Annotated in this window: 12 protein-coding genes; all 12 read left to right on the top strand. The window is 52.7% G+C overall.

Annotation, left to right across the window (positions count from 1 at the left end):
• Positions 1–17 precede the first annotated feature (17 nt).
• Positions 18–845, top strand: coding sequence for a phosphatidate cytidylyltransferase (locus tag A0U42_RS07800; RefSeq protein WP_065360528.1), 828 nt, complete (start codon positions 18–20; stop codon positions 843–845).
• Positions 846–858: 13 nt separating this feature from the next.
• A complete protein-coding gene (locus A0U42_RS07795) occupies positions 859–2,004 on the top strand; it encodes a 1-deoxy-D-xylulose-5-phosphate reductoisomerase (RefSeq protein ID WP_065360527.1) in 1,146 nt (381 codons plus the stop codon).
• Between the two features lie 13 nt (positions 2,005–2,017).
• Positions 2,018–3,040 carry an RIP metalloprotease RseP gene (gene rseP / locus A0U42_RS07790; RefSeq protein WP_044504089.1) on the top strand — a complete coding sequence of 341 codons (1,023 nt, stop codon included), beginning with the start codon at positions 2,018–2,020 and terminating at the stop codon, positions 3,038–3,040.
• Positions 3,041–3,055: 15 nt separating this feature from the next.
• Positions 3,056–4,123, top strand: coding sequence for a flavodoxin-dependent (E)-4-hydroxy-3-methylbut-2-enyl-diphosphate synthase (ispG, locus tag A0U42_RS07785; protein ID WP_065360526.1), 1,068 nt, complete (start codon positions 3,056–3,058; stop codon positions 4,121–4,123).
• Positions 4,124–4,126: 3 nt separating this feature from the next.
• Positions 4,127–5,860 (top strand): proline--tRNA ligase, encoded by a 1,734-nt coding sequence (locus A0U42_RS07780; protein ID WP_065360525.1) that lies wholly within the window; start codon positions 4,127–4,129, stop codon positions 5,858–5,860.
• Positions 5,861–5,963: 103 nt separating this feature from the next.
• Complete coding sequence (locus A0U42_RS07775; protein WP_044504086.1) at positions 5,964–6,446, top strand: MarR family winged helix-turn-helix transcriptional regulator; 483 nt, start codon at positions 5,964–5,966, stop codon at positions 6,444–6,446.
• A 159-nt stretch (positions 6,447–6,605) separates the two neighbouring features.
• Complete coding sequence (gene mazG, locus A0U42_RS07770) at positions 6,606–7,622, top strand: nucleoside triphosphate pyrophosphohydrolase (protein WP_044504085.1); 1,017 nt, start codon at positions 6,606–6,608, stop codon at positions 7,620–7,622.
• A gap of 48 nt (positions 7,623–7,670) precedes the next feature.
• Positions 7,671–7,949, top strand: a complete 279-nt coding sequence (locus A0U42_RS07765; RefSeq protein WP_044504084.1) for an HU family DNA-binding protein — start codon at positions 7,671–7,673, stop codon at positions 7,947–7,949.
• Positions 7,950–8,059: 110 nt separating this feature from the next.
• Positions 8,060–9,208: a glycosyltransferase gene (locus tag A0U42_RS07760; protein ID WP_044504083.1), complete on the top strand. Its 1,149-nt coding sequence runs from the start codon at positions 8,060–8,062 to the stop codon at positions 9,206–9,208.
• Positions 9,209–9,275: 67 nt separating this feature from the next.
• Positions 9,276–10,064, top strand: coding sequence for a TSUP family transporter (locus tag A0U42_RS07755; protein WP_083122459.1), 789 nt, complete (start codon positions 9,276–9,278; stop codon positions 10,062–10,064).
• 10 nt (positions 10,065–10,074) lie between these two features.
• Entirely contained in the window at positions 10,075–10,812 is a 738-nt protein-coding gene (locus A0U42_RS07750; protein WP_065360524.1) for an SDR family NAD(P)-dependent oxidoreductase, read from the top strand.
• Between the two features lie 57 nt (positions 10,813–10,869).
• Positions 10,870–11,862 carry a hypothetical protein gene (locus A0U42_RS07745; RefSeq protein WP_065360523.1) on the top strand — a complete coding sequence of 331 codons (993 nt, stop codon included), beginning with the start codon at positions 10,870–10,872 and terminating at the stop codon, positions 11,860–11,862.
• Positions 11,863–11,930 lie beyond the last annotated feature (68 nt).

Here is an 11,930-nt window from a genome sequence, read left to right as displayed (position 1 = left end):
AGGAAGGGTAGTTATATATGTTGGCAAAACGAATTTTAACGGGCATCGTCGGTGGTGCCTTTACCATCTTTGTGGTCTATGAAGGCAATTGGCTGTTCTTCCTGATGATGGCTCTCTTGGCTGTTGTCGCTTGGTATGAATACGGCAACATGGTTCGCAAGCTTCAGGTCGTTACGGCCGATACCGGCGGAGCCGTATGGCTTTTAGCTATGCTGGGAGCTTACTGGTTTGGCAGTACGAAACTGATGTTTCTCTTGGGGCTGGTCCTCTTGGTCTGGCTCATGCTGCGGACGGTCTTTTTCCACGATAAGGTAAAGCCCGTCGACAGTGCGTATGCCTTGTACGGTCTCTTGTACATCGGCAGCGGCTTTTTGGCCCTCCTGGCCCTGCGCAGCGGTTCCGCCGTCTCCTTTATGAGTGACAGTTTCAGTACGGTCATGGTAGAACCGGCACGATTCTTCGTCTTTCTGTTGATCTTCTCGACCTGGGCCAGCGATACGGCGGCCTTTGCCGTCGGCAAGATGATGGGCAAGGTAAAGTTGTGCCCGTCTATCAGTCCCGGTAAGACTCGGGAAGGGGCCATCGGTGGCTTTATCGGGACCTTGGTCGTGGCAGTCATTTTTTCACTGATTTTTCAGTTTTCCATTCTCCACGCCTTAGCCCTGGGCGTCATCATCGGCATCATGGCACCTCTCGGCGATTTGGCAGAATCCATTTTAAAGCGGGTTTCGGGTGTCAAGGATTCGGGCAATATCATTCCCGGTCACGGCGGCGTCTTGGACCGTTTCGACAGTCTCCTCTTTGCGGCGCCTGCCATGTATGTCTATTTAATGCTGGTCATTTAAAAGAAGGGACGATATGAAAAAAATCTTGATTCTCGGCAGTACCGGTTCCATCGGGACCCAGGCTGTCGACGTTATCGAAGCACATCCGGAGGTATTTAAACTGGTCGGCGTGGCGGCTTACGGACACTTTAAGGACGTGGCCGCTCAGATAAGACGCCATCACCTCAACTTGGCTTGTATGGTCGAGGAAGGGGCCGCCGAAAAGGTGAGAGATGCTGTCGGCCCGTCGTGCCGCGTCTTTTCCGGAAGCCAGGGCTTGCTGAAGCTCATCGATGAATGTCAGGCAGACATCGTCCTCACGTCCCTCGTGGGAGCTGCCGGTATTGAACCGACTTTGCGGGCCATTGACCGGGGAATGGATATTGCCCTGGCCAACAAAGAAACGCTCGTGGCTGCCGGCGAACTGGTCATGAAGGAAGCGGCCCGTAAGGGTGTCCGCATCCTCCCCGTCGACAGTGAACACGGCGCCATATTCCAATGTCTCGACGGCCGCAAGGCCGACGAAGTCGAAAAACTTTTGATTACGGCGTCAGGCGGCCCCCATTTTCACCGTCCTTTGGCAGACTTTCCGTCCATTACTGTCGAACAGTGTTTAAAGCACCCGACGTGGAATATGGGCGGCAAGATTACCATCGATTCGGCGACGATGTTCAATAAGGGCCTTGAAGTCATCGAAGCTCACTGGTTGTTTGGTATGGACTTTGATAGGATTGAAGTCGTCATCCAGCCGCAGAGTATCGTCCACTCTATGATTGAGTTCATCGACGGCTCGGTACTGGCACAGCTTGGTATGCCCGATATGCGTCTGCCGATTCAGTATGCCTTTACCTATCCGGACAGACTTTCTGTCCGAGGGGCCAAAGCTATCGATTGGAAGACCTTGGGCAGTTTGGAATTTTTCCCGCCTGACGATGAAAAATTCCCCTCCATCGGCCTGGCTTATGAAGCCGGCCGGATAGGGGGGACGATGCCCTGCGTTTTGAACGGGGCCAATGAAGTGGCAGTTTATGCTTTTTTGCGTAAGGAAATTTCTTTTACGCGTATCTTTGAAATTGTCCATACGGTTATGGAGCGGCACGATGTCAAGGGCGAGGTAAGCCTCGAGACGATCCGCCAGGCAGATACCTGGGCTCGCCGCTGTGCTGCTTCTTTATTATAGAAAGGTGAATTCTGTGGGTATTACTATTTTAGCGACCATTTTTGTGTTCAGCATCATCGTCTTCATCCATGAATTAGGCCATTTTGCCACGGCAAAATGGGCCGGCATGCAAGTCGATGAATTCGCTATCGGCTTCGGACCTAAAATATACAGTACACGCCGCGGCGATACGGAATACTCTCTGCGGGCCATTCCCCTCGGCGGGTTTAACCGCATTGCCGGCATGTCTGAAGAAGAGCCGCTCAATGAAAAATCCTTCTTGAATAAATCCGTTCCGGCTCGGCTGGTGGTCATCGCCGCCGGCGGAATCATGAATTTTGTGCTGGCCATCGTCCTTTTTTGGGGCTTGTTCTTTGCCATCGGTACGGTGACCGTGTCGCCGGAAGCCGTCGTCGGCTCGACGATCTCCGGTTCGCCGGCTGAACAGTCCGGCCTTACGGAAGGGGACCGCATCGTTCGCATCGGCAATAAAGACATTTCCCAATGGAGCGATATTTCGGAAGCCGTAGCACCTTACAGTCACGCCGTCGTCACCGTTCAAATCGAGCGGGATGGGAAGCGTCAGGATGTCGAAATGATACCGGAAGTCGACAGCGCGTCTCAAAAAGTCATGCTCGGCGTCATGCCTATGACCACGGAAGAACGCCACGGATTCCTTGATTCGGGCATCATGGCGGTCAAGCGGACGGGAGAAATCTGCCGGCTCATGCTGGTTGGAATTTATCAGATGATAACCGGTCAGGAAAAGGCGGAAGTGGCAGGTCCCATCGGCGTTGCCCAGCTTGCAGGACAAGTCGCGGCCTCGGGATTTTCTAACCTGCTCATGTTTACGGCCTTCCTCAGCATCAACCTGGGGATTTTAAATCTTCTGCCCGTACCGCTCCTCGACGGCGGCTATATCATCTTGTTGATTCTCGAAGGGATTATGCGCCGGCGCATGCCAGGGAAAGCCCTGTACTACATTCAGGTTGTCGGGATGGTACTCTTAGGATCGCTGTTCCTCTTTGCCATGTTCCAGGATATCAGCCGTTTTTAGAAAGGGAGGTCATCGATGAAACGCAGACAATCGATTCCGGTAAAGGCCGGAAACGTTACCATTGGCGGCAGTGCGCCTATCTCGATTCAGACCATGTCGACGGTAAGCCCGGCTCATAGGGAAGAAGCCATTGCCGATGCCAGAAGGCTGGCCTCTTATGGTGCTGAAATCCTGCGCTTTGCCGTCCCCGATATGGAAGCGGCCAAAGGGCTGTCAGCCGTCGTAGAGGCCGTCGATATTCCTATCGTAGCCGACATCCACTTTGATTATCGATTGGCCTTGGCTGCCGTTGACAGCGGTGTCCAGGCCCTGCGCATCAATCCCGGCAATATCGGTGCCGATGACAACGTCGTCCGCGTCGTCGAAAAAGTAAGACCCAAGGGAATTCCCATCCGCATCGGCATCAATACGGGATCCCTTCCGGCCGATATCCTGGAGGCCCATGGCGGCCATCCGACGGCAGCGGCCATGGTAGAGGGAGCCTTGCGCCATATTCGTATTTTAGAGCGCCTCGATTACCGAAATATGGTCATTTCCCTCAAGGCTTCCGACGTGCCGCTCATGATTGAATCGTATCAGGAACTGGCCGATAAAGTGCCCTATGCCTTTCATTTAGGCGTCACTGAAGCCGGCCTCGTCCGGGATGGAAGCATCAAGTCCGCCATCGGTATCGGGACTTTATTATATCAAGGTATCGGGGATACGATTCGCGTATCCCTTACGGAGGATCCGGCGGAAGAAATCAAGGTCGCTCAGACCATTTTAAGCTCCCTCGGGCTGCGTCGTTTCGGACCGACCCTCATTTCCTGTCCGACCTGCGGCCGCACGCAGGTACAGCTCATCGAGCTTGCCAAAGAAGTCGAGGCGGCCATTTCTCACTTGACCGTTCCCATTAAGGTCGCCGTCATGGGCTGCGTCGTAAACGGCCCGGGAGAGGCGAAAGAAGCCGATTTCGGCATTGCCGGCGGAAAGGGGAGCGGTATCGTCTTTGCCCATGGCAAGGTCCTTCGTACGGCACCGGAAGATCAGCTCGTCGCTGCTCTTTTGGAAGAAATAGAAAAATCAATCGCAAAGGAGTCTTAACTCATGTTAGCATCCAAACTGTACAGCCCGACCCTTCGGGAAATTCCGGCCGACGCCGAAATTGTCAGCCATCAGTACATGCTGAAAGCCGGCCTCATTCGTAAAAGTGGCGGTGGTTTATACTCATTCCTGCCTCTTGGCCGCCGCGTCGAACTCAAGATCGAAGCCATTATCCGCGAAGAAATGAATAATATCGGCGCCCAGGAAATCATGATGCCCATCGTTCAGCCGGCTGAAATCTGGCACGAATCGGGACGGTGGAATGCCTATGGTCCGGAAATGTTCAAACTGGAAGACCGTCACGGCAGCCAGTTCTGTCTCGGGCCGACTCACGAAGAATTGATCACGACACTGGTGCGCAACGAACTGCGTTCGTACAAGCAGATGCCGGTTACCCTTTGGCAGATGCAGAATAAATACCGCGATGAAATTCGCCCGCGTTTCGGCCTCATGCGCAGCCGGGAATTCGTCATGAAAGACGGTTATTCGTTCGACGTCGACGAAGAAGGGCTCCATAAGAGTTATCAAGACGAATACGACGCCTATACCCGCGTCTTTACCCGCTGCGGTCTGGAATTCAAACAGGTTGAAGCCGACAGCGGTCAGATCGGCGGTAATCACAGCCATGAATTCATGGCCTTGGCCCAGGCCGGGGAAGCAGAAATCGTATCGTGCTCCCAGTGTGACTATGCAGCCGATATCGAAAAAGCAACTGCACCGACCCTTGAAATGGCAGCTGAAACGGCCAAAGATGTCGAATTGATTGAAACGCCGAACTGCGCCACCATTGAAGATTTAGCTCAGTTCCTGTCCATTCCTCTCGAAAAGACGATCAAGGCGGTTGCTTTCACGATCGATGGTGAAAAGACGGTTCTCTGCATGGTTCGCGGCGACCATTCGGTCAACGACGTAGCCGTCCAGAATTTTGTCGGCGGCAATGCCATCGAACCGGCAACGGAAGACGAATTAAAGGCTCACGGTCTCCAGCCGGGCTATATGAGTCCTATCGATGCCGATAAGCCGGATAATGAAACTTTCTTTATCCTCGTCGATCCGTCGGCCATGGCCGTTCCCAACGGCGTTACCGGCGCCAACAAGGCCGGCTATCATTATCAGAATGTCAATCCGTCCCGCGACTTTAAGGACGTCTCCATCGTTTCTATCCGCACCATGGTCGAAGGCGACGCCTGCCCCCAATGCGGAGCTCCGATTCACGTCGTCCGCGGCATTGAAGTCGGCCAGGTCTTTGAATTAGGTACCAAGTATTCCGAAGCCCTCCATGCGACCTTCCTCGACCAGAACGGTAAAGCTAAGCCTTATGTCATGGGCTGCTACGGCATCGGTGTTACTCGGACGATTGCAGCGGCCATCGAACAGTTCCACGACGAACACGGTATTATGTGGCCGGTGGCTATTGCTCCCTTTGAAGTCGCCGTCGTCCCGGTCAGCACGAAAGACCAGGATCAGGTTCGCATCGCCGAAGAACTCTACAAAGGACTTCAGGATACGAAGACCGACGTCCTCCTCGATGACAGAAACGAACGGGCCGGTGTCAAATTCAACGACGCCGACCTCATCGGCTATCCCGTACGGGTTACGGTCGGCAAGAAGAGCGCCTCTGACGGCACGGTAGAAATCAAAGTTCGCCGTACCGGTCAGGAAGAAGTCGTCCCTGTCGACAACGCTGTCGCCCGTGTTCAGGAAATTTTAGCTGATTTACGAAGCAAAAACATGTAATTTATTAAAACAGATGTAAAATAAGACGGAGAAAACTTGTATTCCTCTCCGTTTTATTTTATACTTTTAATTAGTACACTAATTAGAAGAGGAGGGTGCGCTTATGGGTTTTGATGTATTTCCTACGCGGAAAGAATTGGAAAAATATGCAGAGAAGATTCCTGAAATTGAACCGTCGGCCGTATTGGCCATGCTCCGCATTTCTCAGGCCGCAGAATATGTCCGCGCTGCCATCAATGATGTATTGGCCAGCCAATACCATTTGTCGCGGGGCAAGCTTCGGGTCATGTTCGTTCTATACCAGATGACCGACGGCATTGCGCCGTCTCAGCTCGCCGACCGGGCCGGTGTCACTCGGGCGACGATTACGACTATGGTCAAGCGCATGGTTCGCGACGGACTGACGGAAGTGGCCATCGATCAGACCGATAAAAGGGGCAAGAAAGTTCGCCTGACGGCCCAAGGACGGGAGTTTATGGACGATGTGCTGCCAGATCATTATCTCCGCATTTCCATGCTCATGAGCCGCCTCAGTGAAGCCGAACAGACGCAGCTTATCTTCTTGCTGACTAAGTTGAGCGGCTGATCCCCATATCATCATTCGAAAGCTGAAAGGGTATCCTTTTCAGCTTTTTTCATAGCCTGCGTGCGGTAAAGCAGGCTTTGCCGCTGGCCGCGACAAATGGGGCAGGCCGTGGTATAATGACAGGCGTAAGCCATTTTGACAGAAATGAGGGAACCTTTCATGGAAATTAAAATCATCGCTTTAGGGAAAGATGACCGTCCCCTCGATACCTACGGGCAGGACGGGAAAAGCTTTGCTGAAACGTATGCACCCATCGTCGACCTCTTGTTGAAAGAGAGCCGCCTTCATGCCGTCGTTCACACTGTTCCCGGTGGACCGGATATGGCTGAAGCCGTGCGCCGCCTCATCGATCAGAAGCGGCAGGAAGAAGGAATGGCCAAGGAACAACTGCCTTTTGATTTGATGCCCCTTACGGAAGTTACGGCCAGACTTCGCCGCGAAGACGGCTGTCCTTGGGACCGGTCCCAGACGCATCGGACACTGCGGCGATATCTCATCGAAGAAGTCTATGAAATGCTCGATGCCATTGACAGTGACGATATAGACGGCATCCGCGAAGAACTGGGGGATATCCTTTATCAGGTGGCCATTCATGCCCGAATTGCCGAAGAAAAAGGGTTTTTCTCGGCCCAGGATGTCGTAAAAGATATCACAAATAAGATGATTCGGCGTCATCCCTATGTTTTTAGCCAAAAAAGCCTTGAAAATATAGGGACGAGTATGTTAAACTGGGATAGATTAAAGCAAGGAGAACAACGCCAGCAGCACGCTCATCTGCTGGACGGAGTCGTTCCCGGCCTGCCGTCACTTCTGACTGCCGACAAGCTTCAGGAGAAAGCGGCCAAAGTCGGATTCGACTGGCCCGATGTCGAAGGTGTCTGGGAAAAGTTCCAAGAAGAGTGGACTGAATTCCGTCAGGCCCTTGATGAAGGCGATCCTGTCCATGCGGAAGAAGAAGCTGGGGATGTCTTGTTCGTATTTGCTGATTTATGCCGACGCTATCATATAGAGCCGGAATGTGCGTTACATCGGGCTAACAGTAAATTCCGTCGCCGTTTTGCTCATGTCGAGGATCGGGTCAACCGGTCGGGCCGGCCATGGGAGGCATTTTCACTGGATGAGTTGGACTCATTCTGGCAGGAAGCCAAGCGGATAGAACGGCAGGAAAAACTCTAGACTGTTAGTGTTAGGAAGATGTGACGATCCAAAGGAGGACCTAGTAACATGAACAAAACAGAATTAATCGCTGCAGTAGCACAGAAATCCGATTTGACGAAAAAAGACGCTGAAAAGGCCGTAAAAGCCGTATTCGAAGCCATTAGCGACAGCCTCACCCAGGGTGATAAAGTCCAGATCATCGGCTTTGGTACGTTTGAAGTCCGCCAGCGTAAAGCCCGCGAAGGCCGCAACCCTCGCAACAATGAACCTATCCAGATCGAAGCTTCCAAGACTCCCGCTTTCAAAGCAGGCAAACAGCTTAAAGATTTGGTTAATAACAAATAAGTACGATCCCGAAGGGCCGCATGAAAAACGGCCCTTTTCTTTTCATACAAGTTATCGTACTATATAGTGGAAGGTGCAACGAAGGCTGTTTATAAAAGAAGGGATCCTATATGGCAAAGAAAAAAGTCCTGATCCTGTCGGCCTCGATCGGTACAGGCCATACACAGGCAGCACGGGCTATAGAAGAATATGTCAAGACCATTCCTGAAGAATGTGATGTCGAACACGTAGATTTTCTGTCCAATGATATCTTGTCCATCGACAACATCGTCAAAGAGACGTACATTAAGATTCTCGATGTCTTTCCGCTGTTATACGATTTGATGTATTACTCGTCGCAAGGATATAAAAAAGGCCTGGCCGTCAAGACCCTCTTTGCGTGGGGCCTTAAACGGCGGCTGCTCAAGGTCTTAGCAGATCGAAAGCCGGATGTCCTGGTCTTTACCCACCCTTTTCCGGCTGGGGCGGCAGCATTGTTAAAACGACAGCATCGCCTGAATATTCCTTTAGTCGGCGTCATTACTGATTTTGCTATCCATCAACTGTGGGTGTACCCGCAAATCGACGTCTACTGCGTCGCAGCTACACAGATTAAAGACCTGCTCGTCGAACAGGGCGTCGCTGCTGATAAAATTGTCGTGTCGGGCATTCCCGTGCGGAAGGCTTTTGACCAAGAACGCTGGCACTGGGATGAGGAACATCAGAATAATAAGAATATCCTTATCATGGGCGGCGGTCTGGGAATGGGGTCTATCCGACAATCCCTGGCACTGCTGGACCGGTTATCCGTCGTCGACAGCTTTACCGTTGTAACCGGTTATAATGCCGATCTTTACGATGAACTGTCGAAGATGCGCGGCGAACTCGATCATGATGTGGAAATCCTCGGTTATACGAACCAGATTTCAAAACTCATGTGCCGAGCGTCCCTGCTCTTAACCAAGCCCGGAGCACTTACTTGTACGGAAGGCGCTGCCATCCAAGTGCCCATGGTCCTATACAGCCCGATTCCGGGGCAGGAAGAGGCCAATGCCAAGTATATGCAGGCCAAGGGCTGTGCAGCTTGGGTGAAGAAACAAGAAGAACTGGTTTCCATCGTATCGGACTTATTTACCCATCCGGAAAAATTGGAAGCGATGTCGAAAGCCAGCCTCGACTGTCATCGTGACGGCGCACGGATCATCGGCAAGGAAATCGTCCGCCTCTTGCAGCCGGCGACAGATGCGGCCGTGCCGTCATCTTTGATATACGAACCATAAAGAAAAGGGCCTCCTCGGTTTCGCTTTGCGAAACAAGAGGAGTTTTTTTCTAAAAGGAGTCTTGTTTGTGGAAGTTCAACTTTTTCATACGACCTTATCTTTGGGCGTATTGATTTTTATCATGGCCGGCGGTTTCTTAGCCGGTTTTGTCGATTCTATTGCCGGCGGCGGGGGACTCGTTTCGCTCCCCGTCCTGATGGCTGCGGGTCTTCCGCCGCACCTGGCTCTGGGGACCAATAAGTTTTCAGCCACCTTTGGGGCCGTCATGAGTGCTTGGCAATTCTTTAAGGCCGGCAAGGTCGACCGGCACTTGATGAAACGGGCGTTGCCCTGCACCTTTGCAGGGGCCGTTTTGGGTTGTCTGGTCATGCTGCACATGAGTGCCGAATGGCTTCAGCCGTTGATTATCCTGTCGCTCATGGCGGCTGCCGTCGTCGTCTTTACGCGGCGTAACCTGGGCTCGGTCAATACCTATGCCGGTGAGACGGGGAGAAATTTGCTCTTTACGGCTCTCTTTGCCGGGGCTATCGGATTTTATGACGGCTTTTCCGGCCCCGGCACGGGGACCTTTCTCATCGTCGCCTTTGCAGCCCTGGGCTTTGATTTCGTTACGGCTGCCGGCAATGCCAAGATGCTCAATCTCATGAGCAACGTGACGGCCTTCGTCATCTTGGTCTGGTCCGGGACGATCCTCTATGTCTACGGCATCGTCATGGCCCTGTGCATCTTTACGGGCGCCTTTTTCGGTTCACGATTGGCCATCCGCCGGGGAACCGGTTTTGTTCGGGTCGTCATGCTCGTCGTGACGGCAGCGCTTATCGGAAAGCTGGGCCTTTCTTATCTTGGCGTTCTATGAGGAGGTTATCATGAATACGGCACTTATCAGCGGCGGCACGTCGGGTATAGGTCTTGCGACGGCTGCCGTCCTTTTGGACCGGGGGTGGCAGGTCGCTGTCAGCGGCAGAAATCGGGAAAGGGGACAGGCTGCCTTGCAGGAGTTGGAGGGAAAGGGGGCCATCCATTATATAGAAGGTGATGTCAGCCGGGATGAAGACTGCCGGAATATGGTGATCGAGACGGTCCGCCGCTTTGGTGGTCTGGACGGCTTGGTGACGTCAGCCGGCATCTACGAACAAGGCCTTCTTGAAAATGTGACGCCTGACGACGTGCAGCAGCTCTTTGCCGTCAATGTCTACGGGACCATTTCCCTTTGCAAATACGCCCTGCCGCATCTGCGCCGCCGGCCGGGCAGTATCGTAACCGTCAGCAGCGATGCCGGACTTCAGGGGAACATAGCCTGCTCCGTCTATGGGGCGACCAAGGGCGCTGTTGTCGCTTTTACCAAGTCCCTGGCCCTGGAAGCGGCACCGCACCAGATACGGGTCAACTGCGTCTGTCCCGGTGACGTCGAAACGCCGATGCTCGAAAAACAGCTCCGGGATCATCCCGATATGGAGCGGGAGACCATGAAGGAACAATACCCGTTATACCGATTGGCCCGGGCCGATGAAGTGGCTAAGGCCATTGCCTTTTTACTCAGTGAAGATTCCTCCTTTATTACGGCTGCGGCACTTCCCGTAGACGGGGGTTTGACAAGCTGGTAGAAACATGGGAAAATATAAAATATAGTGTTTATTTCGTCAAAGAATGGGGTGTTAAGTATGGCAAATGAAGAAAATGCAAAAACCGTAGAACAGTTGCAGGAAGAGATTGCCGCTTTGAAACAGGAACTGGCTGATTTCAAACAGAGCCATTCTCAGCCGATTGAAGATGCTGCCAACAGTGTTGTCAAAGCCATGGAACAGACGACGGAAGACAAAGACGTCCAAGTCGAAATGCTGTGCCGCTGGGCTGCTGCCCGTGCCGGTGCCATCGTCATTGCGCCGCTTATCGGAACAGCAGCACTCATGGCCAATGAAGTGTACCTGGTCAGCCGTATTGCCAAAGTCTATGACGTTAAATTGAGTGAACGGGCCCTGATCGCCTTCTTAGGGGCTGTCGGCAGCCGCGTGGCCGGTACGCTGTTGACGACGCTCATTCCTTTCAGTATCATCCAGGTCCCCGTTGCTGTCGGTATCACCTACAGCCTGGGCCGGGTCACCCAGCGCTGGCTCAAAGACGGCATGCCTACCGACATGGGTCCGTATATCGAAATGATGGGCGAATGGAAGGACAAAGCTCGTGAACAAGCCGATAAGCTCAAAGAAAACCCGCTGAAGAACGTTCCCCTCGGCGATGAAACGATTGATTTCATGAAAAAATGGGGCGGTGCGGCCAAAGACTGCATTCAGGACGTCAAAGAAAAAGGGGAAGAACTGTATAACTCTGTCGTTCATAAGGACGACTTAGTCGATGAAATCGTCGATGAAAAAGCGGAAGATTTGAAAGATGCCGCCGGCGATGCCAAAGATGCCTTCGATGATACCGTCGATAAGGTCGTTGACTCCGACGCCATGGACAAGGCCAAGGACGTTGCCAGAGATGCTAAGGATGCCGCGGAAGATGTTAAAGATGCTGCTAAGGACGTTGCGAAAGACGCTAAGGACGCTAAGGACGCCGCCAAGGATGTATCTGACATGGATGCCGACGATGTCGAAAAAAAGGTCAAAGAAGCTGTAGAAGAGGCTAAAAAGTCTTTGGAAGACCTGAAGTAAGGTGAAAGCCGATGTGGAAAATACTGAGCTTTTTCGCCCAATTTTATACACCGGGCCGATTCATCCTA

The sequence above is a fragment of the Megasphaera sp. DISK 18 genome (assembly GCF_001682955.1).
GTDB lineage: Bacteria > Bacillota > Negativicutes > Veillonellales > Megasphaeraceae > Megasphaera > Megasphaera massiliensis.
Note: the sequence above shows the minus strand (reverse complement) of the source record. Positions and strands in the feature narration are given on the sequence as shown.

Excerpts from the sequence above, each read along its gene's own strand:
- A0U42_RS07775 (WP_044504086.1), top strand. The coding sequence starts at position 5,964 with ATGGGTTTTGATGTATTTCCTACGCGGAAAGAATTGGAAAAATATGCA.
- A0U42_RS07760 (WP_044504083.1), top strand. The coding sequence starts at position 8,060 with ATGGCAAAGAAAAAAGTCCTGATCCTGTCGGCCTCGATCGGTACAGGC.
- A0U42_RS07795 (WP_065360527.1), top strand. The coding sequence starts at position 859 with ATGAAAAAAATCTTGATTCTCGGCAGTACCGGTTCCATCGGGACCCAG.
- A0U42_RS07750 (WP_065360524.1), top strand. The coding sequence starts at position 10,075 with ATGAATACGGCACTTATCAGCGGCGGCACGTCGGGTATAGGTCTTGCG.
- mazG (WP_044504085.1), top strand. The coding sequence starts at position 6,606 with ATGGAAATTAAAATCATCGCTTTAGGGAAAGATGACCGTCCCCTCGAT.
- A0U42_RS07745 (WP_065360523.1), top strand. The coding sequence starts at position 10,870 with ATGGCAAATGAAGAAAATGCAAAAACCGTAGAACAGTTGCAGGAAGAG.
- ispG (WP_065360526.1), top strand. The coding sequence starts at position 3,056 with ATGAAACGCAGACAATCGATTCCGGTAAAGGCCGGAAACGTTACCATT.
- A0U42_RS07765 (WP_044504084.1), top strand. The coding sequence starts at position 7,671 with ATGAACAAAACAGAATTAATCGCTGCAGTAGCACAGAAATCCGATTTG.
- A0U42_RS07780 (WP_065360525.1), top strand. The coding sequence starts at position 4,127 with ATGTTAGCATCCAAACTGTACAGCCCGACCCTTCGGGAAATTCCGGCC.
- A0U42_RS07800 (WP_065360528.1), top strand. The coding sequence starts at position 18 with ATGTTGGCAAAACGAATTTTAACGGGCATCGTCGGTGGTGCCTTTACC.